The organism is Luteimonas sp. TWI596, assembly GCF_039674105.1.
GTDB lineage: Bacteria > Pseudomonadota > Gammaproteobacteria > Xanthomonadales > Xanthomonadaceae > Luteimonas.
This window is the reverse complement of sequence record NZ_JBDJMU010000003.1, coordinates 122201-145631: the sequence shown is the minus strand read 5'-3', so window position 1 is coordinate 145631 and position 23431 is coordinate 122201. Positions and strand designations below refer to the sequence as shown.

The 23431-nt window shown below is 69.4% G+C and carries 9 protein-coding genes and 1 tRNA gene; 5 read left to right on the top strand and 5 right to left on the bottom strand.

The window, feature by feature from the left end; genetic code table 11:
* Positions 1 to 50: 50 nt before the first annotated feature.
* On the top strand, positions 51 to 2864 hold the full coding sequence (locus ABE487_RS03350; protein WP_346451101.1) for a TonB-dependent receptor: 2814 nt from the start codon (positions 51 to 53) through the stop codon (positions 2862 to 2864).
* A 115-nt stretch (positions 2865 to 2979) separates the two neighbouring features.
* Complete coding sequence (gene upp, locus ABE487_RS03345) at positions 2980 to 3612, top strand: uracil phosphoribosyltransferase (RefSeq protein WP_346451116.1); 633 nt, start codon at positions 2980 to 2982, stop codon at positions 3610 to 3612.
* Positions 3613 to 3636: 24 nt separating this feature from the next.
* On the opposite strand, the gene ABE487_RS03340 is transcribed toward upp, so the two are convergent.
* Complete coding sequence (locus ABE487_RS03340; RefSeq protein WP_346451099.1) at positions 3637 to 4566, bottom strand: oxygenase MpaB family protein; 930 nt, start codon at positions 4564 to 4566, stop codon at positions 3637 to 3639.
* Positions 4567 to 4740: 174 nt separating this feature from the next.
* On the opposite strand from ABE487_RS03340, the gene ABE487_RS03335 reads away from it, so the two are divergent.
* Positions 4741 to 6945 (top strand): TonB-dependent siderophore receptor, encoded by a 2205-nt coding sequence (locus ABE487_RS03335; RefSeq protein ID WP_346451097.1) that lies wholly within the window; start codon positions 4741 to 4743, stop codon positions 6943 to 6945.
* 93 nt (positions 6946 to 7038) lie between these two features.
* Here ABE487_RS03335 and ABE487_RS03330 read toward each other — a convergent pair whose 3' ends face one another.
* Positions 7039 to 8136: a YncE family protein gene (locus ABE487_RS03330; protein WP_346451095.1), complete on the bottom strand. Its 1098-nt coding sequence runs from the start codon at positions 8134 to 8136 to the stop codon at positions 7039 to 7041.
* A 193-nt stretch (positions 8137 to 8329) separates the two neighbouring features.
* Positions 8330 to 10933 carry an alpha-amylase family glycosyl hydrolase gene (locus ABE487_RS03325; protein ID WP_346451093.1) on the bottom strand — a complete coding sequence of 868 codons (2604 nt, stop codon included), beginning with the start codon at positions 10931 to 10933 and terminating at the stop codon, positions 8330 to 8332.
* Positions 10934 to 11147: 214 nt separating this feature from the next.
* On the opposite strand from ABE487_RS03325, the gene ABE487_RS03320 reads away from it, so the two are divergent.
* Positions 11148 to 13868, top strand: a complete 2721-nt coding sequence (locus ABE487_RS03320; RefSeq protein ID WP_346451091.1) for a TonB-dependent receptor — start codon at positions 11148 to 11150, stop codon at positions 13866 to 13868.
* Between the two features lie 143 nt (positions 13869 to 14011).
* Positions 14012 to 14086 (top strand) — tRNA-Val (locus ABE487_RS03315).
* Between the two features lie 220 nt (positions 14087 to 14306).
* Here ABE487_RS03315 and ABE487_RS03310 read toward each other — a convergent pair.
* On the bottom strand, positions 14307 to 14531 hold the full coding sequence (locus tag ABE487_RS03310; RefSeq protein ID WP_346451089.1) for a hypothetical protein: 225 nt from the start codon (positions 14529 to 14531) through the stop codon (positions 14307 to 14309).
* Positions 14528 to 23140 carry a glucoamylase family protein gene (locus ABE487_RS03305; RefSeq protein ID WP_346451115.1) on the bottom strand — a complete coding sequence of 2871 codons (8613 nt, stop codon included), beginning with the start codon at positions 23138 to 23140 and terminating at the stop codon, positions 14528 to 14530. The genes ABE487_RS03310 and ABE487_RS03305 overlap by 4 nt, the downstream gene beginning before the upstream one ends.
* Between the last annotated feature and the right edge of the window lie 291 nt (positions 23141 to 23431).

Here is a 23431-nt window from a genome sequence, read left to right as displayed (position 1 = left end):
CCAAAGGGGGCGCGCAGGCCGACGCGCCCTTGCCACTTCCCGGAGTTTCGATGACATCGACCCAGACCGCGATCGCCGTGGCGATCGCCGCCGCGCTGTTCGCAGCCACCCCGTCCGCCGCCCATGCACAGACCGCCGCCGACGGCGTCGCCGCGATGGCCGGCACGCTCGTCGGTCAGGTCCGCGAGGCCTCGCGCGGCATCGCGCTGGAAGGCGCACTCGTCACCGTCGGCGGCCGTCAGGCCAGCACCGATGGCGAAGGCCTGTTCCGTGTCGTCGGCCTGCCCGCGGGCCGCCACACGTTGCGTGTGGATTATCTGGGCTACGGCGCCTACCAGACCGAGGTCACGGTCGGCGACAGCCGCGGCGCGCGTATCGAGATCGCGCTGACCAGCGCTGCCGGCGCGACCGACTTGGGCGTCGTCGAGGTCCGCGCCAGCCGCGATGCCCAGGCGCGCGCGCTCAACCAGCAGCGCACGTCCACTCACTACGTCAATGTCGTCTCGGCCGACCTGCTGGGCCAGTTCCCCGACAACAACATCGCCGAGTCCACCCAGCGCATTTCCGGCGTGTCGATCGAGCGCGACCAGGGCGAAGGCCGTTACGTCAGCGTGCGCGGTGCGCCAAAGGAATTCACCACCGTCTCGATCGACGGCGTGCAGTTGGCCAACCCCGATGCCGGCAGCCGCGGCGTGGAATTGGACACCATCCCGTCCGACGTGATTTCCGCGCTCGAGGTCACCAAGGCACTGACACCGGACATGGACGGAGACGCCATCGCCGGCAACATCAACATCCGCACCCAGAGCGCGCTCGACCGCGACGGACTGACCCTGCGCGCTTCAGTCGCCGGCGGCGCGTACCAACTGGGCGATGGCGACAACGCGCGCTACAACGCCACGATCGGCAACCGCTTCGGCGCCGACCGCAACATCGGCGTGCTGATCTCCGGCTCGCTCAGCAAGCAGGGCCGCTTCACCGACAACGTCGAGAGCCTGTACGAGCGCGTCGACGCGGGCTTCGCACCCACCGAGATCCAGATCAAGGACTACGAAGGCACGCGTACCCGCAAGGGCCTGACCGGACGCTTCGACATCCGCATCGATCCCGACAACCTGGTCTACCTGGTGGCCTCGGATGCGAACTTCGTCGACCGCGAGTTCCGCGACAACCTGACGATCGCGCTCGACCGGCACACCGCGGGCTCGGACGAAACCGCCGGCACCGCGCGCGCGACCTTCGACAAGGAACTGCGCGAACGCACCTACGACAAGACGATCCGGACCTACAACCTGGGCGGCGAGCATTATCTGGGCGAGACCTGGAAGCTCGACTGGCAAGCCTCGCGCAGCGAAGCCACCAAGGTCACCGATCCGCGTCAGCAGTACATCTTTCGCGCCACCGTGCGGCCGCAGCTCGATTACGACTACGCCAATCCCGACTTCCCGGTCTGGACGATCCGCGGCCGCGACGACGCGCCTGCCACCGGCGTGAACCTGCCCGAGGCCTGGTATGCGTTTCGCCGCTTCAACGACCGCTTCGAGTCCAGCGAAGAGGCCGAGACCGGCCTGCGGCTGGACCTGGCGCGGCCCCAGCCGTTCGTCGGCGAAACCGGCGACCTGCGCATCGGCGTGCGCGCCCGACTGCGCGACAAGCAGTTCGACGACGAGCGCTACCGCAATGGCAAGCGCGACGACTTCGACGCGCTGGGGATCGCCTACTCGGACATGCTCTGCGACAGCCTGTCCAACAACTTCGGTTACTTCCTGACCGGCCGGCGCTTCTGCCGCGACATCTTCGATCGTTACGCCGGACCACTGAAGGACAGCGATGCCTACAAGCGCCTGATTCCCGATTCGCTGACCGGCGACTACCGCGCCGAAGAAAACGTGTACGCAGGCTACGCGCGCCTGGACGCGACCTGGAACGCGCTGACGATGGTCGCCGGCGTGCGCTACGAGCGCACCGAGACCACAGGCATGGCGACCGCATTCGACGAGGGCACCGGGGTGGCCACGCCGGTCTCGGCCGGCCGCCGCTACGGCAACCTCCTGCCCAGCGTGCACCTGCGCTACGAGCTCGGCCCAGACCGCATCGTGCGCGCCTCGTACTCGACCGCGCTCAACCGCCCGGACTTCATGCACACCGCGCCCTACCGCATCCTCGGCGAGGCCGACGACCGCAACGTCATCGCCATCGAAGAAGGCAACCCACTGGTGCGCGAGGCCTATGCGCACAACCTCGACCTGTCGTTCGAGCACTATCTGCGTCCCCTGGGCCTGGTCTCGACTGCGCTGTTCTACAAGCGCATCGAAGACCCGCTGTTCCTCGCCTCACACGACGAGGCCACCAGCGGCGGCCAGACGCTGCGCATCACCCGCGCCGAGAACGGCAAGCGCGGCCGGATCTACGGCGCGGAACTGACTTGGCAGCAGACCTTCGACCAGTTGCCCGGCGCGCTCGCGGGTCTGGGCGTCTACACCAACTACACCTACGCCAAGTCCGAGGCGCAGTTGCCGTTCGACCTGGGGGAAACCGAACTGCCGGGCACCTCGCGCGACAACTACAACATCGCATTGACCTACGCACGCGCGGGTCTGGATGCACGCCTGGCGTACAACAAGCGCTCACGCTTCATCCAGGCGTTCGACATCAGCAATCCCGAACTGAACATCTACTGGGACGACCGCGCGAGCCTGGATTTCTCGGCGAGCCTGGCGCTCGGCGCGGGCTGGCGCGTGTTCGGCGAGATCAACAACCTGCGCGACACACGTCAGGTCCGCTTCCAGGGCCAGCGCAACCGGGTGCTGGAGATGGAGGGGTTCGGCCGGTCGTGGCTGGCGGGCGTGCGCTACCAGTTCTGATCGTCCGGCGCGGCCGCGGCGTCGCCCTGGGACCGGACCGGCGCCGGCTCTCGGGGCGGACCCGGCGCCGCGCGTGCCCTATCCTGTCGGCATCGCCCGCTCGTTCCCGATGCCCATGAAGATCGTCGAAGTCCGCCACCCGCTGGTCCAGCACAAACTCGGACTGATGCGCCGCGCCGACAACAGCACCAAGACCTTCCGCGAACTGTCCGCCGAAGTGGCCACGTTGCTGACCTACGAGGCCACCTCGGACCTGGAAACCGAGGACGCCACCGTCGATGGCTGGGCCGGCGCGGTGCAGGTCCGGCGCATCAAGGGCCGCAAGATCACCCTGGTGCCGATCCTGCGCGCAGGCATCGGCATGCTGCCCGGCGTGCTCGAACTCATCCCGGCGGCCAAGGTCAGCGTCGTCGGCATCAAGCGCGACGAGGCCTCGCTGCAGGCGGTGCCCTACTACGAGAACCTCGTCGGCGACATGGCCGACCGCACCGCGTTGATCCTCGACCCGATGCTCGCCACCGGCGGCACGTTGATCGCCACTGTGGCGATGCTCAAGGCGGCTGGCGCCAGCCGCATCAAGGGCCTGTTCCTGGTCGCCGCGCCCGAGGGGCTGCGCGCACTCGAGGCCGCCCATCCCGATGTCGAGGTCTACACCGCCTCGATCGACCAGCGCCTGGACGAACGCGGCTACATCCTGCCCGGGCTTGGCGATGCCGGCGACAAGATCTTCGGCACCCGCATCGACTGAGCGGCGCGCCGCGCGTCGGCGCCCTCAGCCCACCTCCGGCCAGTGCCGAAGGATGTCTGGCGACACAGCGACGCGCCGGCACGCACGCGGGGCGATGCCGTCGGGCAGCGCCATGCGCAACAGCGGCGCCAGGCCGCGCAGCACGCATGCACAGACGCGGTTGTGGAGCCGCTGCAGCGGTGTGATCTCCAGCAACGCCTCGGCCCAGCGCGGCAGCAGCGCGGCACCGGCGCCGATGAACACCCCGCGCAACAGCGCTCCGCCCGGCACTGGCAGGCGGATCCCGCGCAGCACCGCCAGCACCTCGCGCGAACGCGCGTCCAATCGCAGTGCCGGGCGCACTTGGGCGAAGTACTCGACCATCGCCGCGCCGCTGGTCGGCACCTTGCGTGCACCCAGCGCCTCGGCCACGCGGCGCGACTCGTCGTAGTAGCGGTCGTCGATCCCGTCGGGCGTGGGCAGTCCGGCGTAGGCGCGAAACCCCTGCAGGAACGCATAGGCTTCGGTCGCATGCACCCAGGTCAGCAGCGCGGGATCATCGGCCGCGTACGGCGCACCATCGGCGGTGGTGCCGCGCACCTGGTGGTGAATCGCCGACACCCGCGCAATCAGCCGATGCGCCTGCGCGGTGCCGGCATACGTGGTGCCCGCGACGAAGGCGGTGGTGCGGCGCAACCGCCCGATGAGATCGGTGCGGAACTCGGAGTGGTCCCACACACCGGCCAGCGCGCGCGGATGCAGCGTCTGCAGCAGCAGCGCGCACAGACCGCCGGCGAGCATGCCCGGAAAATCGGCATGGATTCGCCAGGTGACCGTGTCTGGACCGAACAGGCCCGGGTCGCCTGCCGGCGTGTCGTAGTCGATCCCGCTCTGCCCGCGCGGGAACACGCCCAGCACCCAACGACGGAGTGCGGCGGTCAGCGGTGCGGCAAAGCCAGGGCGGGATGCGTCCATGCCCGACAGGCTATCGAGCCAGCGTCGACGACAGCGTCGATGCCGATCATGCCGCATGCGACGATTCACATACGTCGCCGACGCGTCCACGCCCGTCCGCGCCGCTCCGTCAGCCAGGGGCCCCGGCCCTCAGCCAGCCATGCCGCCTCCCCTTGCCGACAGGACCGCTTCGCCATGCCCGCTCTTCCGTTTCCCGCCCCGGCCGCGTCGTTGCGCGCGCGCCGTGCCCCGCTCGCGCTCGCACTGCTGGCCTGCATCGCCGTGGTGCCCGCACTCGCCCAGGACGCTACGCCCGACACGCCGACGCGCACGCTCGACACCGTGCTGGTGACCGCCGACGGCTCGCAGGTCGAGCTGCCGCCCGCTTACGCCGGCGGCCAGGTCGCCACCGGCGGGCGGGTCGGCCTGTTCGGCAACCTGGACCTGATGGATACGCCGTTCAACAGCCTCAACTTCACCGCCGAGCTGATGCGCGACCAGCAGGCGCGCAGCGTCGCCGACGTCGTGCAGAACGATCCGGCGGTGCGGGTCGCGCGCGGCTTCGGCAATTTCCAGGAGTTGTACATCGTGCGCGGCCTGCCCGTGTACTCCGACGACATGAGCTACAACGGCCTGTACGGGCTGCTGCCGCGACAGTACGTCGCCGCCGAGTTCCTGGAGCGAGTGGAGGTGTTTCGCGGCGCCAACAGCTTCATCAACGGCGCGGCGCCTGGCGGCAGCGGTATCGGCGGTGCGTTCAACCTGGTGCCCAAGCGCGCCGGCGACGACGATCTGACCCGGCTGACGCTCGGCTACGAGAGCAACGGCCAGGGCTATGCCGCGGCCGACGTGTCGCGTCGCTTCGGCGCCGACCGCGCCTGGGGCGTGCGCGCCAACGCCGTGCGCCGCGACGGCAACACCGTGCTTGACGAAGCCCGCGAACTCGGCGTGCTGGCGCTTGGCGTCGACTACCGCGGCGAACGCGCGCGCTTCTCGGCCGACCTGGGCTGGCAGGACCACCGCATCGACGCCCCACGGCCCAGCGCCACGCCCACCGGCTTGATCCCGAAGGCGCCCGCAGCCGACGTGAACTTCGCCCAGCCGTGGACCTTCACCGACGAGGAGGACCTGTTTGGCGTGGTCCGCGGCGAGGTCGACTTCAGCAAGACCACGACGGCCTGGGCCGCGGTCGGCATCCGCGACAGCCGCGAGCACAACGTGCTGGCCAACCCGCGGGTGGACACCGCAGGCGCCCTGACCGCATCGCGCTTCGACAATGCCCGCGAGGACCTGCTGCGCACCGGCGAGGTCGGCCTGCGCACCGAGTTCCGGACCGGCGCGGTCGGCCACCGCGTCAGCATCACCGGCGCGTTCTTCGATCTCGACTCGCAGAATGCCTTCGCGACCGGCACACGCCGCCCGGTGGGCTCGCTGTATGCGCCGGTTGCGACGCCGCTGCCGCCGACGCGCCCCGCAGTCGGCGACATGGCCGATCCGCTGACCACCAGCCGCACCCAGACCGCGAGTTATGCGATCGCCGACACGCTGCGCCTGGCCGACGAGCGCGTGCTGCTGACGCTGGGCGCGCGCCGGCAGACGCTGCGCCAGTCGAGCTACGACCACACCACCGGCGCCCCCCTCGACCGGTACGACGACAGCGCGGTCACGCCGGTGGCAGCGGTCGTGTTCAAGCTCGGCCGCCAGGTCTCGCTGTACGCCAACTATGCCGAAGCGCTGCTGCCCGGCCAGACCGTCGCGCAGACCAGCGCCGACGGTACCCCGATCGTCAACGCCGGCGAGATCCTCGACCCGTTCCGCTCCAAGCAGTACGAGGTCGGCGCCAAGTACGACGCCGGCGGCTGGGGTGCGAGCGCCGCGGTGTTCCGCATCGCCAAGCCGAATGCGATCGAGCAGGACTACCGGGTCCGTGCCGACGGCGAACAACGCAACCAGGGTCTGGAGCTGAGTGTCTACGGCCAGCCGGCCGACGGCCTGCGCGTGCTCGGCGGGCTGACCTGGCTCGACGCCACACTGCGCCGCACCCAAGGCGGCATCAACGAGGGCAACGACGTGATCGGCGTGCCCGACGTGCAGGCCAACGCCGGCATCGATTGGGATGTTCCCGGCGTGGATGGGCTCACGCTCGATGCGCGTGCCGTGCACACCGGCCGCCAGGCGGCGCGCGCAGACAACGCGCTGGAACTGCCGTCCTGGACGCGGTTCGACCTGGGCACGCGCTACGCGTTCGAGGCCGGCGGCCGCGACTGGACGCTGCGCGCGCGCGTGGACAACGTCTTCGACCGCGCCTATTGGGCTTCGACCGGCGGCACCTCGGGTGCGAACTACCTGGTGCTGGCGGCGCCGCGCACGGTCACGTTGTCGGTCTCGCTCGCGCTGTAATGCCGAACGACGAAGGGACGCCGCGGCGTCCCTTCGGATGTCCTGCGAACGGCGGCGGCGTCCTGCGACCGGGACGCCGCCGACGACGCGGGATCACTCGAGCGGAATGCGGACCACGCTTTCCAGTGCGCTGGCGGTGTAATCCTTGTTGAAGGGCGCCTTGACCGTCACGTACAGCGCCTTGCCGTCGGGCGCGATCTCCAGGCTGTTGGGATTGGGCGGCAGCGTCCAGGTCCGACGCACGGCATAGCTGTCGGCGTCGAGCTCGCTGACCGTGCCCTGGTCGCGATGGGTCACATAGAGCGCCCTGCGCGCAGGATGGAGCTTGATGCCCATCGAATCGCCGACCGGCAGACTGCGCTCGACCCGGCCGGTGCGTGTGTCGAACACCAGCACTGTGGCGCCCTTCGAGTGGTCGGTGACGAACAGGCGGTGGGTGGCCGGGTCGTGGGCAAGGTTGAGCAGCAGGTACTCTTTCCCGTCGCCGGGCGTCCAGCGGTGCTGGATGGTGTGGGTCGCCGTGTCGATCACCAGCACCTCGCCGTCCCCGTTGGCGGAGTACAGGCGGCCGGCCGCCGGATCGAGCAGCAGCCCGGTGACCCACTTGCCGGCATCGCCGATCGTGGCGCGCAGCGTCAACGTGGCCGCGTCCACCACCCAGATCAGCCCCGGCGCGCCGACGCCGCCGATATACAGCGTGCCGCTGGCCTCGTCGAGGATCACCTGCCGCGGCCCGTAGTACGTGCCGTCGGACGCCTTGTCCTCGAAGCGCAGCCGGCCCTTGACCTCGCCGCTGGCCGCATCGATCGCAGTGAGACCGCGCTCGACGCTGTTGGTCACGTACAGCGTCTCGCCCTTGGCATCGGTCGCGATGGCGAAGTTGCGCAGGTCCGTATGGGTCTTGCCGCGCGTCTCCAGCGTGACCGGATCGAGCCGGTAGATCACCCCGCCCTTGGTGTCGGGCGCGGCTTCCGCGGACGCCACGAACAGGGCGTTCGCGGCTTGGCTATAACGCGCTTCGTAGACACCGCGCGCGAGATCGCGACGCAGCGCGCCATCGGGCAACGCCGTCGCGGCCGCGGCAGGCGTTGCGACTGCCGGCGCCTGCTGGGCATGCGCAAGCGACGACAGGCCGAGCGCGAGCACAATCGCGGCGGTCAGCAGGGAACGGGGACGGGAGGACGGCATCATGGGCATGGACTCGGCTGGGCAGGAGGACGGCGCCCGCTCGGGGCCTCCGGCCGGCATCGAGTCGCCGGAAGCATGCCCCGGCGATCGGCCGGGACCGTATGCATCGTTGACCGGCTTCGGATCACGACGCCCCTTTGTCGGGAACGATTCTCATTCTCTCAATGAACCTCGACCTTGTCCATCCCGGTGGCGATCACCGCAGTCGCAGCGGCCCGACCGCATCGAGGACGCGGGCATCGTGGCGGCCGTCGCCGCCCCCGAAAGCCGACGCACTCGCCTCCGGCCGTAGCGGACGGAAGCCGTCGTCGTAGTCCCAGGTCACCGCGTGCACGCGTGCGCCGGTGAGCGTGGCCGGATCGCCGAGCGACGAGGCCGGCAGCGTGAACCGGATCGTCGCCGCCTTCGGGTCGACCTCGATACGTGCCGGCTGCGCCTGGGGCGTGCCTTCGGCGTCGGCATCAGCGCCCTGCGCCGAGAACAGCGCGTTCGACCAGCCGTGCGCGCGGATGCGGTAATGCCAGCGCATCCCGTCGGGCAGGCGCGCATTCTGCTGGGGCATCAACTCGCTGCCGCGTGCGCGATCGGGCAGTTCGATGAACACCACCGGCGCGACATGGTCGAAGCCGTTGGGCGGATTCCAGCCCTGGGTGACGCTGGCCATGCGCAGGGTCACGCGCAACGCACCGCCACTGGTCTCCACGTCCATCGCGCGCAGGTCGCCCTGCCGCTGCGTACGCCACTGGCCGCCGAGGGGATAGACCACGCGCCCGTCCAGGCCGTGATCGTCGCCGGCCGGATCGTCCGTGCGCGCAGCCGCCCGCCATCGGCGCTCGACCCGGAACGGCTGCGCTGTCGAGACAGTCCGGTCGGTCTCGCGCCACAGCACCAGGCGATGCGTGCGTGCCGGATCGATCCAGCTGTCGGTGCGCAGCGTCGTCGTCCAGCGACCATCGGCACCGGCCACGACCCGCGGGGCACGCTGCAGATCGCCGTCGACCACGACCTGCAACACGTCACCGGGCGCGGCGCGTCCGCGCAGCACCACGTCGTCGCGCCACGGGGTCGGCGGCAAGGTTTCGATCTTCGGCGCCGTGCCCTGCGGTGCCTCCGGCGGCGCCTCGCTGCCGCGCTGCCGCCAGACCAGGCCCGCACGCGGCGGCAGCACCAGCGTCAGCCGGCCATCGGCGGCGACGGTCATCGGCGCAGGATCGCCATCGAGCCCGAACACGCCCTCCAGCCGCGTCCCGGCCGGCAGCCCGGTCTCCAGCGCATCGACCAACACCGGCGCATCGGCCGTGTTGAACGCGACCAGCGCGAGCGCGTCGTCGCGGCGGGTGGCCCACACCAACGCGCCCGGCCCGCCGCCGCTGTCGCGCAACACCTCGGGCACGCCGCGCGAGAACAGCCGATCGTCGAGCCGCAATGCCGACATCGCGGCGATCTCGCGATACAGCGGTGCGGCGGTGTCGAACGCATCGCCCTGCGCGCCGACGCCGCCAGCGAACATCGCCGTGCGGCGCCCCGTGAACCCCTGCTCGGTGCCGGCGTACAGCGTGGGAATGCCCGGCAGGGTCATCATCGCCAGCAACGCCTGGCGCAGCGCACGCGTGTCGGCGCCGGCCAGGAACCGGTCGACGTCATGGTTGTCGACGAAGCTCGGCATCCAGTGCAGGCGCGGATGCAGCGCGACCATGCTGGCGATGCGGTGGCCGAGCACCGCGGTCGGCTCGCCGCGCGCGAACACGTCGCCGAGGCTGCCGTAGAGCGGGAAGTTGATCATGCCGGGCAAGCGCTCGCCGCCGGACTCGGTGCGCATATAGGCCTCGAGCCGGCGCGCCTGGCTGTCCTCGAATGGCTTGTCGATCGCAAAGCCCTCGCCGAAGACGTGGAAATCCTCGCGCCCGGTCGCGCGCGCCACCGCAAAGATCCCCGGCGCATCGCGATCGTCGGCATGCAGGAAATCGTCGAAAAAGTCCGCCGGCACATGCAACGCGGTGTCGACACGAAACGCGTCGACGCCGACATCGCGGATCCAATCGCCGTAACTGCGCCTCAGCGCGCGGCGGACCTCGGGGTGCTCGGTGTTGAGGTCGTCGAGGCCGGCGAGCTGATAGGTCAACTCCTGCGTGCGGTCGGTGAAATCGACGATATCGGGCGTCCAGTGGTAGATCGCATCGCGGCGCTGCGCCGGATCGCGCGCGTCGTTGCGGTCGAACGGCGGCTGCACTGGCGCCTGGCGCCCGCGCGCATCAGTGAAGCGCACGAATCCCGCCGCCGGATCGTCCGCGCGCCAGCCACCGGGATAACCGAAGTAGTTCGCGGTGTGGTTCACCACGATGTCCTGGATCAGGTACATGCCGCGGCCGTGCAGACCGCGCGACAGGGCGCGGTAGTCCTCGCGCGTGCCGAAGTGCGGATCGATGGCGGAGAAGTCGTCCGCCCAGTAGCCGTGATAGCCACCGTAGCGTGTCGCCTCGTTCCACCACTGGTGCGCCACCGGCGGGGTGATCCACACCGCCGTCGCGCCCAATCCCTGCACGTAGTCGAGCCGACGGGTCACACCGGCCAGGTCGCCGCCGCTGTAGCGCGCCGGGTCCTTGGGATCGTACTCGCCGGTGCCCTGGTCGTTGTTGGACGGATCGCCGTCGTCGAAGCGGTCGATCATCAGGAAGTAGACGATCTGGTCGCGCCAATCGGGCGACGGCACGTGCAGATCGCCCGCGCTCGCCGCACCGGCAATCAAGGACAGACACGCGAGCGCGATGCCCCGCACGCACGCGCGTGTGCGCCGTTGCATGTCACCGTTTTCCATCGCCACCTCCCAGTGCCATCAATGCCACATCGTCGACGAGCGCCACCGCGATGCGCCATGAATACGTATGCAGTGCGCCGCCGCGTCCGAACCCCGGCACTACCATGGCCGCCAATCGCGGAGCGTGGCCGATCGATCCTGTTCCAAAGCGGACGGCACGCCCCGAACACCTGCCTGCTGGACACCCTTGGGAGGGGAGATGTCGAAGCTCGATCGCAACCTGCTCAGCGTTGCGCTGTCGTCCGCACTGCTGATGCTCGCAACCGGCGCACACGCGCAGACCACCCCATCCACCGACGTGACCGACGACGCCTCGACGCAAGCCGGCGACGCCGTGCAGCTCGACAGCGTGCGCGTCACCGGCATCCGCCGCGGCATCGAACGGTCGATGGACACCAAGCAGGCCGAGGACACCATCGTCGAGGCGATCTCGGCCGAGGACATCGGCAAGCTGCCCGACACCAGCATCGCCGACTCGCTGGCGCGCCTGCCCGGCATCTCGGCGCAGCGCTTCGGCGGCCGCCCGCAGGAACTCAACATCCGCGGCTTCGCCGGTGACTTCTCCACCGCACTGCTCAACGGCCGCGAGCAGGTGAGCTTCGGCAACAACCGCGGAGTGGAGTTCGACCAGTACCCGTCCGAACTGATCAGCCAGGTCGTGGTGCACAAGACCACCAACGCGCAGCTGGTCGGTCAGGGCCTGTCGGGCACGGTCAACATGAAGACCGTCCGCCCGTTGTCGTTCGGCGAGCGCGCGATCGCGGTGAACGTGCGCGGCGATATGAACAAGCTCGGCGACGACAAGGAATACGGCAGCCGCGCCAGCATCTCCTACATCGATCAGTTCGCCGACAACACCGTCGGCATCGCCCTTGGCTATGCCCGCCTCGACAGCCCGAACCTTGGCCACCAGTTCGAGTCGTGGAACTTCAACAAGGAGTACGCAGGCTACGAGGGCAACGCCGTGCTCGGCGGCACCGCGGCCTACGCGATCGAAGGCAGCAACCGCCGCGACGGCTACATGGCGGTGCTCGAGTTCCAGCCCAACGAACGCCTGCACTCGACCATCGACCTGTTCTACTCGCAGTTCGATCGGCAAGAGAACAAGTACGGCCTGCAGACCGGCCTGGCCTATGGTCGGGCGACTCTCGACGAGGCCACGTTGAGCCCCGACGGCACCACGATCGATTCGACCTGGTCGCAGATCGCGCCGGTCGTACTGCGCAACGACAGCAACACGATGGACGACCGCCTGCTGTCGTTCGGCTGGAACACCGAACTGGAGGTCAACGCGAACTGGACGCTGACCACCGACGTCAGCCATTCGCGCGCGCGCCGCGCCGAGCAGCTGTTCGAGATCTACGCCACGCCGCCGGCCGGCGTCACCAGCTCGGGCCGCTATGTGTTCAATCCCGAAGGCTGGTACGACATCGACCTGGACTACGACCTGGGCGCGCCGGGCGGTTTCGTCCTGCGCGACCCCGACCGCTGGGGCGGCGAGCGCGACCAGGCCGGCTACCTGAAGAACTTCGAGGTCCGCGACCAGATCAGTGCGTTCCGGATCGACCTCGAGCGTCGCTTCGACAGCGGATTCCTGTCTGCCCTGCGCTTGGGCGGCAACATCACCGACCGTCGCAAGAGCCGCGCATCGACCGAATATACGCTGTGCGTCACCGACGCCTGTACCGGCGATCTCAGCGTCGCGATTCCCGGCCAGTACGTGCGCAACAGCGCATTCGGCTTCGCCGGCATTCCCTCGCTCCTCGACCTGGACGAGCGCGCGATGCTCGCCGCCGGCATCTACCGCCCATGGCGCAAGGACGATGCAGCGATCAACGACAAGAACTGGGACATCCACGAAGAGATCGGCACGCTCTACGTCCAGGCCGACATCGACACCGACCTCGGCCCGGTGCCGCTCAAGGGCAACGTCGGCGTGCAGGTGGTCAACGCCAGCCAGCGCTCGACCGGCGTGGCGACGTTCGAAGGCGTCGCACTGGAAGCGCCGAGCGAGCGCGGCGCCGACCATGTGCACTACCTGCCGAGCATGAACCTGTCGTTCGGCCTGCCGGCCGAGCAGTTCGTGCGCGTGGGCGCCTCACGCCAGATGGCGCGCCCGCGCATGGACGAACTGACCGCCGGCGGCCGCTACAGCATCGACCGCAGCCGCGACCGCTGGACCGGCAGCGGCGGCAACCCCGAGCTCGATCCTTGGCTGGCCAATGCCTACGACCTCTCGTACGAGAAGTACTTCGGCAACGAGTCGATCGGACGCGGTTACGTCAGTGCGGCGTACTTCTACAAGGACCTCAAGACCTACATCTATCGGCAGACCACCGCGTTCGACTTCAGCCAGTTGCCGCTGCCTGCCGAACTGCCCGGCAACCTGCCGCCGTCTTGGATCGGCGAGTACAGCCAGCCGGTCAATGGCGAGGGCGGCACGATCAAAGGCTGGGAGTTCGCCGTGTCGTTCCCGCTGGGGCTGCTGTGGGCGCCGCTGGAAGGCTTCGGCTTCATGGGTAACTACTCCGACACCGAAAGCGACATCGCGCCCAATGGCCCCGACAGCTCCGAGCCCCTGCCCGGCCTGTCGAAGTACGTCTCCAACGTCGCGCTGTACTACGAGCGCTACGGCTTCTCGGCCCGCGTGTCGCAGCGCAGCCGCTCCGACTTCCTGGGCGAGGTGCAGGGCGCCGGCGGCGACCGCACCAAGGTGATGTTCACCGGCGAGACCGTGACCGATCTGCAACTGGGCTACGCCTTCGAAAGCGGACGCCTGGCGGGCCTGTCGCTGCTGCTGCAAGTCAACAACCTGGAGAACGAGCCCTTCCGCTCGACCTTCGACAGCCTGCAGGAGCGCCCCAACCAGTTCTACGACTACGGCCGCACGTACCTGATGGGCGTCAACTACCGCTTCTGACCCGGACCGGCCGCGCGGCGCGTCCCCGCGCGACCGGAGGGCGGGGACGTCGGGCACAGGCGATCCCCCCGGGACATGCTTGTGCGCCTCCGATGACTGGGCTAGAATGCGCGACCTCGCCCGAGCGGCGGGACAGCAACACCGGGCGGTTAGCTCAGCGGTAGAGCACTACCTTGACATGGTAGGGGTCACAGGTTCGAACCCTGTACCGCCCACCACGTAAACGCCTTAATTTAAAGGCTTTTCGTGACCAACACTTAGCGCGGCGTAGAAGCACTGACGCCGCACTGACCCCAAAAATGCCGGCCGCCAAGCCGGCATTTTTTTGTGCCTCGGCAATAGCCCATCGCGCGTTCCAAGCCCGCTTCTTCGCGATCGCCCGACCCTGTCGCCAACTCGAAAGCGACCGGACCCGTGGCTGGGCCTGTCGATGACGCGTCAGCGACGACGCACGATGCCGTGCCGGGCCAGCATCGCATCGAGCCGGCGCTGTACACAGCGCCGTTCGTCGTCGGTCCTGGCCTTGACGAGGATGCGCTGCGCGAGGGCTTCGAACTGAGGGTCGAACGCCTCGCGCACGCGCAGCTTCTCCAGCCAGACCGGCAGCATGCCGGCCAATTCGTCCAACGCCGCTTCCAGTTCGTCGGGCAAACCGGGACTCATGCGGTCGCCGCCCCGCCGGCTTCGCCGCGTGGCCATTGCAGGACGAGTTCGCGCCGCACGGCGGCACGCTCGAGCTGGATCCGCAGGCCGTCCTGGGGCACGCCATCGAGCGTCAACGATGCTGGCCCGATATCGGTCTGGACGATCTCGATTCGGTACAACGCGTCACCATTTCGGAACTGCATCCGGTAGCCCGGCCACGCCTCCGGCACGCACGGCGCGATCTCGAGCGTCTGTCCACGGATCCGCAAACCGAGCAGCGATTCGGTCAGCAACCGATACATCCAGCCAGCCGAGCCGGTGTACCAGGTCCAGCCGCCGCGGCCGACATGCGGCGCGACGCCGTAGACATCGGCCGCCATCACGTAGGGTTCGACCTTGTAGACGGCCGCGCCGGCCGCGTCCGCGGCGTGGTGGATGGGATTGATCATCCGCGCCAGGCCCCATGCGCGCTCGCGGTCGCCGAGCGCCGCGAAGGCCATCGCCGACCACACCGCGGCGTGCGTGTACTGCCCGCCGTTCTCGCGCACACCAGGCACATAGCCGCGGATGTAGCCCGGGTCGTGCGCGGTCCGGTCGAACGGGGGATCGAGCAGTTGGATCAGGCCGGCCTCACGCTTGACCAGGTGGGTCTCGAGCGCGGCCATCGCCAACCGTGCACGTTCGGGATCGGCTGCGCCCGACAGCACCGCCCAGCTCTGGGAGATCGAGTCGATCCGGCATTCGTCGCTGTCCCGCGAGCCGATCGGGGTCCCGTCGTCGAACCACGCCCGCCGGTACCAGCCGCCATCCCAGGCGTGGGCTTCGAGATCGCGCTGCAGCCGCGTCGCCGCGTCCGCGCAGGTGGTGGCGAACGCCGCGTCGCCGCGCGCCTCGGCGACGCTGGAAAAACGTTGCAGGACGTCGAACAGGAAGAAGCCCAGCCACACGCTTTCGCCGCGTCCGCCCTCGCCGACCCGGTTCATGCCGTCGTTCCAGTCGCCAGTTCCCATCAGCGGCAGTCCGCGCTCGCCGAGCAGGGCCATCCCGCGCACGAGCGCACTCACGCAGTGGTCGTAGAGCGACTGCACGCGCCCGGAGGCCACCGGCAGGTCGTAGTAGGACTCCTCGTCGGCATTGACCAGCCTGCCCTCGATGTAACCGACGCGCTCGTCGAGCACGCTGTCGTCGCCGGTCGCCTCGAGATAGCGGCACGCCGCCAACGGCAGCCACAGGTAGTCGTCCGAGCAGCGCGTACGTACGCCGCGGTCGGCCGGCGGGTGCCACCAGTGCAGCACGTCGCCCTGCGGGAATTGGTGCGCGGCGCTGAGCAGAAGATGCGCGCGCGTCAGCGCCGGCACCGCATGCACGGTCGCCATCGTGTCCTGGAGCTGGTCACGGAACCCGAACGCGCCGCCGGACTGGTAGTACCCGCTGCGCGCGACATAGCGGCACGCCAGCGTCTGGTAGATCAGCCAGCCGTTGACCATCAGGTCCGTGGCCGGGTCCGGCGTCTCCACACGCACCTTGCCGAGCGTCTGCAGCCAGTGCAAACGCACCGCATCGAGCGCATCATGGGCCGGCGCCGAACCGCGCAGCCGCTGCGCAAGTTGCAGGGCGGCGGGCATATCGTCCTCGATGCCGAGCCGGAACACGGTCTCGGCCGCCTGGCCCGGCCCCAGGTCCACCTGCACCTGGATCGCGGCGCACGGGTCGAGTCCCGCGCCGAGCCGGCCGGACAACCGCGTCCGGCGCATCGCGTCAGGATTGCGCAGGCTGCCGTTACGACCGAGGAACTCGGTCCGGTCGCCGGTGAAACTGCGGCGATCGCCGTCGACGTCGAAGAACGCGACGCGCCCGGCGAACTCGGTGTTGTAAGGATTGCGCGCGGTCAGTACACCGCTCGCTGGGTCCTGTTCGCTGACGACGTGCATCTGCGTCTTCACCCGCAGGTCGCCGAGGACCCATTCGGCGTAGCCGGTCGCCGACAGCCGCCGCGCACGATCGGAGAGATTACGCAGCTTGAGCACCGAGAACTTCACCGGATCGCGCAGCGCCGTATAGATCCACAGTTCGCTGGCGATACCGTCCTCGACGTGCTCGTAGACGCTGTAGCCGAAGCCGTGCCGGGTCCGGTAGGCACCGCGCCCGCGCCGCGGCAGCGGCATCGGCGACCAGACATGACCGCTGTCCTCGTCGCGCAGATAGAAGGCTTCCCCCGCCGCATCGGACACCGGATCGTTATGCCAAGGCGTCAGCCGGAACTCGTGCGCGTTCTCGAACCAGGTGTAGCCCGGGCCGCTCTCGCTGACCACCGTGCCGAGCCTGGGATTGGCCATGACGTTGGACCACGGCGCCGGCGTGCTGGCGCCCTCGTCGAGCACGATGACGTACTCACGGCCGTCAGCGGCGAACGCACCGGTGCCGTTGTCGAACAGTGCGGCCTCGGCCACCGCCTCGAACGGCCACGGGTCTTCGGCCGGACCGGGCGGCGCGCCTGGCGGCGGCAGCCCGTGGCGGCCGGCGTCGATGCCCTGCTCGTCGACGGTCGCGAAGCTGTCCGCATCCGCCACCAACAGCGGCTCCTCGCGCTCGGGCGTTGTATGGCGCCCGACCTGCGCTTCCAGCGTGCCGTGCTGGTCGCTCACGATCACCCGGGCGACCGACTGCACCAGGATGCGGTCTTCCTGGGAGATCTGCTGCGCCGGCCGCACGAAGATCCCACCAGGCCGGTCGAGCACGTTGCCCTCCGGCCCTGCGGACACCAGGCCCAGGATCTGTTCCTGCAACTGCTGGCGGTAGCTGGCCTGGTCCTCGTTCCAGATCACCAGATCGACATTGAGCCCTTTGAGCCGCCAGTAGGCGTGCGCCTGAACCATCTGCCGCACCAGCTCGATGTTCTCGGCATCGGCGATCTGCACCAGCACGATCGGCAGGTCGCCGGAAATCGAGTGCCCCCACAGGCCGGACTGCCCACGCCGGTTCTGCAGCAGCACTGCGCTGTCGGCGCGCAGGAACGGATGGGCGAACACCATCAACCCGGCGATGCGCTCGTAGAGTTGCGCATCGGCCTGCGACGCGTTGATCTGTCGGCGCACGACCTGGCTGTGGGTCCAGGCCAGGTCGAACACGCGATCGGCGAGCCGGCGGTCGCGGTATTTGTCGATCAGCGCCGCACAGGCGTCACGGTCATCGCCGACGCCGGTGACCAGATCGAGCACCGCGGTCTGCTCCGGCGCCAGCGTGATCCGGACCCGGATCGAGACGATCGGATCGAGCACCGAGCCTGCGGTGTCCGACAGCGCACCGGGAACGCGCATGGCCTGCGGCTCGCGGGGTGTGTTGCCGCGTCCGAGGAAGCGCGCGCGGTCGGTTTCGTAGGAGATCCCGACGATATCGGCGCCGTGCGCAGCGAGCAGGTGGAACATCCACGGCGGCATTTCGTCGCGCGCGCGCGGACGCCGCGTGCACAGCAGCGCCTGCTTCTCGCGCACGATCTCGGCCTGCACGAACAGGTTGCCGAAGGCGGGATGGAGTTCGTCGACGATCGCAGGTGCCAGCACCACCTCGGCATAGGTGGTGACTTCGATCGTACGCGCGTGGCGCGAGCGATTGCTCAGACGCAGCCGCCGCAGCTCGATATCGTCCTCGGCCGAAACGGCTATCTCCAGGTGCGTCTCCAGGCCCCGCCTGCGCCCGCGGAACTCGGCCTTGGCATCGGAGAAGATCGCCTCGTAGTGTTCGACCGGTACGCAGGTCGGTTGGTAGGCAGCCGACCACACGTCGCCGTCCTCGACATCGCGCAGATAGCAGAACGCGCCCCAGTGGTCGCGCGTGCCGTCCTCGCGCCAGCGGGTGACGGCCATGTCGTGCCGACGCAGGTAGCCGCCGCCGGCCCCGGTAAGCAAGGCGTGGAAGCGGCCGTTCGACAGCATCTGCACGGCGGGCCGCGAGGCGTCGGGGGTGCGGAACACCCGCAGACGCGTCTCGCCGACCGACGCAGTACCGCGCACCCCGACCGACTCCAACGCGTGCGGACGGACCACACCGGTGCGTGGCACGCGCTCTTGCAGCAGCAACAACGTCGCCTGGAACTCCGCATCGGCGACAAAGCGGCGCTGCATCGGCTGTTCGCGCAGCAGGTGATCGAGCGCCAGGAATCCCATGCCCTGGTGGTGGGCCATGAACGAACGCACGACCGCATGGGTCTGACCGCGCGGGAGCCTGGAAGGCGTGTAGTCGATTGCCTCGAACATGCCCAAGCGCCCGGAGAAGCCCGCGGCATCGAGCCGCTGCAGGTTCTGGGTGGCCGCCTCGGGCGCGACCATCAGCGCCATCATCGTTGCGTAGGGTGCGATCACCAGATCCTCGCCCAGTCCACGCTTGAGCCCGAGCCCGGGCACGCCGAACGCGCGGTACTGGTAGTTCATCCGCGTATCGACGGTGTTGTAGCCCGACTCGGAAATCCCCCACGGCACCTCGTGCTGGCGGCCATAGGCGATCTGCGCATTGACCGCATGTCGGGCGGTCTGGTCGAGCAGTGTGTCCGGATAGCTGGGCATCACCAGTTGCGGCATCAGATACTCGAACATCGAGCCGCTCCACGACATCAGCGTCGCATCGCCGTCGACCTCGGTCAGCAGCCGGCCGAGTGCGAACCAGGTGTCCTGCGGCAGTTGGCCCTGCGCAATCGCGACGAAACTGCACAACCGCGCTTCCGAGGCCAGCAGGTCGTAATGGCCCTGGTCGAGACGTCGGTTGTCGACGTCGTAGCCGATCGACAGCAGTTGCCGCGCCCGGTCATAGAGGAAGCCGTACTCCATCAGCGAGAACTGGCCCGCCACGTGCGCCAGACGCTCGAGCTCGCGCACCCGGGTGCGAGCGCGCTTGCGCACCACCGGATCGTTGCCCGGGGCGCACAGGGCACGCAGCGACGGGATCGTGCCCGCGGTCGCCGGCCCGTCGTCCCGGCCGGCGACCGCCTCGGCCGCCGGCAGCCAGTCCGACAGCGCGTCGCGCGCCTCGTCGCACGCGATCCGCAGGCGCTCTGCCCACTGCGCGACCTCGTCGTCGGCCGCGGCCGGGTCGTTGGCTGCAGGCGCCATCTCCGCCAGCGGCGCGGCCAGTGCGCGCAGCGCATCGAGCGTGGACAGGGCGGAGGCCATCGTGGATGGCGGCGAGCCGATCGCACGGGTCAGCGCCGCCTCCAGCGCACCGGCCGCGGCGGTCCAGGGGCCGGTCGCGCGTGCCTGCGCGTTGGCCGCCTGCACCAGCACCCCGAGCGTGTCGGCCAGGCCGGCGTATGTCTGCGGCGCGAGCACCGGGGCATCGATCAGTCCCAGCAGCCCCTGCCGCAGGGTCAGCAGATGTCCGGCCAAGTTGCCGCTGTCGACGGTCGAGATGTAGCGCGGCGGCAACGGCGCAAGCGTTTCGGTGTCGTACCAGTTGTAGAAGTGGCCGCGATGGCGCGGCAGCCGGTCGAGCGTCGCGAACATCTGCCCGGTGCGCCGCATGAGGGCCGGGGCCTGCAGATACCCGAAGTCCCATGCAGCGAGATGCGCCAGCAGCGACAGTCCGATATTGGTCGGCGAGGTGCGCCGCGCGACCACCAGCGTGGGATGCTCCTGGATGTTGTCCGGCGGCAGCCAGTGATCCTCGGCGCGGATGTTGACCTCGAAGAACCCCCAGGTGCGCCGGGCCAGCCGGCCGAGAAAGGCCCGCTGGGCCGCGGACAGTTCGGCGCTGCGCTGCGGTGGCGCGCGGCCCAGCCAGGCCATCAGCAGCGGGGACGCGGCCCACAGCGCCAGCACTGGGCCAGCGACCCAGAGCGCCCCCGGCTGCAGGCCCCACAACGTCACGGCCGTGACCAGCGACAGCAGCGATGCGGGCCACATCGTGCGCAGTTCCGCCGCCATGCCGCTGCCCAGCGTCCGCTCCACTTCGCTCGACGGATTCCATTGCAGCAAGTGGCGACCGCTGACCAGCGTCCGCCACAGCGTCAGCGCGATCGCCGACAGGCTGAACATCGCCTCGTACGGCAGGCACGCCACGTTGACCAGCGCGCGCAACAGCCCGCGGCCGGTCGCATCGCCGACCTGCAGCAGGTGCGTGTCCAGGCGCATGTCCGCCGGCTTCGACAGCAGGTCGCGCAGGGCGGGCACCAGCACCGGCGCGAAGAACACCGCCAGCAGCCACAGCGTCCAGGGCAGTGGCGCGGGTTGCGTCATCCAGCCGAACAGCAGCAGCGCCAGCGCCGAGACCGGCACCAGACTGCGACGCAGGTTGTCGAGCAGCTTGCCGCGAGAGAGCGTCGACAACGGATTGCGCACGAGGCCGCGCGCACTCGGCACCCACGGCAGCAGCCAGGGCAGCAGCTGCCAATCGCCGCGGATCCAACGGTGACGGCGCTTGACGTCGGCGGCATAGCGCGACGGGTAATCCTCGTAGAGCCGCACGTCGCTGACCAGGCCGGCCCGCGCGTAGCAGCCCTCGAGCAGATCGTGGCTGAGAATGCGATTGTCGGGCAGGCGCCCGTGCAGCGCCTGCTCGAACGCATCGACATCGTAGATGCCCTTGCCGACGAAGGAGCCCTCGCCGAACAGGTCCTGATAGACGTCCGACACCGTGCGCGTGTACGGATCGATGCCCGGCTCGCTGCCGTACATGCGCGCGTAACGGCTGATCCGGCGACCGCTGAAGCTGCTGCCCACGCTCGGCTGCAGGATGCCGTAGCCGCGCGTGACCAACTGGCGCTGTGGGTCGAAGCGGGCGCGATTCAGCGGATGCGCGAGCGTGCCGACGAACGCACGTGCCGCATCGCGCGGCAACCGGGTGTCGGTGTCGAGCGTGATCACGTACCGCACGTTCGCCAGCACATCGACCCGGCCGACGACCTGCTCGAACGCGCTGGTGCCGGCGCCGCGCAGCAGCCCGTTCAACGCGGCAAGCTTGCCGCGCTTGCGCTCCTCGCCGATCCAGCGACCTTCGCCGGCATTCCACTTGCGCGGCCGGTGAAGCAGGAAGAAGCGGTCTCCGCCCGGTGCCGGGCTGTCGCCCAGATAACGCTGATTGAGGCCCGCGATCGCCGCCGCCGCATGCGCCAGCACGTCGGCATCGCCGGGCAACTGCGCGTGGTCGGCATCGAGATAGTCGCTGAGCAGGGCGAAATGGAGATGCGCATCGCGGTTGGCGAGGAACCGCACCTCGAGCCCCTCGACCAGCGCATCGACTGTGCCGATGTCGCCGAACATGCACGGCACCACCACCAGTGTGCGCGACGCGGCGGGGATGCCTTCCGAAAAATCGAGCCGCGGCAGCGGTCTGGGCGGTACCACCACCGTCGCCAGCCAGTTGGTCAGCGCGATGCCGAGTTCGCTGAACGCCAGCACGCCCAACACGGCGAGCAGCCACACCGGCGCCCAGGCAACTTCGCGCGCGCCGGACTGCCCCAGCAGGCCGCTGGCCGCGAGCGCGACGACGACGGCGATCAGCGCGAGATAGACCGGCAGCGGGACGGTGCGAGGCACGATCCGGATCGGCGCGCGTCCGCGCACCGACGCCAGCGCGGCGACCGTCTGCCCGACCCCGTCGTCGACGAGGTAGTAGCCCACGTGCGCCTCGATCGCCTCGGCGGGATGGGTCCGTGCCAGGCGCAGCGTGGCCCGCGCAACCTCGACCTCATCGACGCCCGCACGCCGCGCCATCCGCTCGACGGCATGGCGATAGTGGTCGCGTGTGCCGAAATCCATCAGGGCATAGGTCGCGGCGGGATCCTCGCGCAACACCGCGTCGACCAGGCTCATGGTCTCGACGTACTCGCGCCAGTCCATCGTCGCCAGGAAGCGCAGGCTGCCGATGCTGTTGCCGATCGACACCTGGTCGGCGGCCTGCTGCTGGCTCTCGGCATGGACCAGCGCATCGATGCGCAGCCCCGCCTCGGCCAGCCATTGTTCGACCCACGTCAGCGGCATCGACAGCAGCGCTCCCCGCCCATGCAAGCCGCGGGTGAGTTCCGCGACGAAGGCGCCGGTCGCCGGCGGGGCACTGCGCGCCAGGTCGGCGACGACCAGCACCACGTCGCGCGGCGACCGCACCGCAGTCGCATTGAGTCGCTCGGCCCAGCGGCGTGCGAGACGGTGATCCTCGCCATCGCGCATCACCCGCACCGCCATGCGGCGCAGGTTCTCGAGCACAGCCAGGCGCAGCATGATCGGGATCGCCCACAGCTCGCCGAGCGTCAACGGGGTCACCGACTGGTAGGCGGCGACGAACCGGCTCAACGTCGTCGCATCGACCTGGCCGTCGCCATGCGCCACTGCCTCCATCGCCAGATCGTAGACCCGCGGCAGACCAGCCAATGCCCCGTGAGAGAGTGCGGGCAGTTCGCGGCTGTAGCCCTTGGGCAGGTGCCGGCGCGCCAGCCGCACCTGCTCCTCGATCAGATGATAGTTGTCGAGCAACCATTCGCCCGCGGGCGTGATACGGATTTCGTCGCGCACCATCAGCGACAAGAAGGTCCGTGCATCCTCGAGCAGCGCCGCGTTCTCGCTCAGTCGCGCCAGCAGGCGGTCAGGGACGCGGCGGGACTGGATCGCATGGCCCAGCGCCAGCGCCCTGCCGTGCAGTTCCATCTGTTCGGCACTCAACAGCTGCGCGCGCAGCGGCGCTTCCGTCCCGGCGTCGGCGGGAAGCGCGGCGTGCCCTAGCCGCGCGCTCCTGCGTAGGCGCCACCAACGGCGGAACATCCTTGAAGCTGCGACCATAGAAGAACCCGTCGGGCCCGACGGCCCTCGTCTCCATCATTGCACCCACCCAAGATTCGGGCGTGACGATGGATCGACGTGTCGCCGGCGCCGAGGGGCGTCCCCGCTGCGCAGCCCCGCGACCGACGCGCCCGATGGGGCGGCGCCAGCCACCGGTTC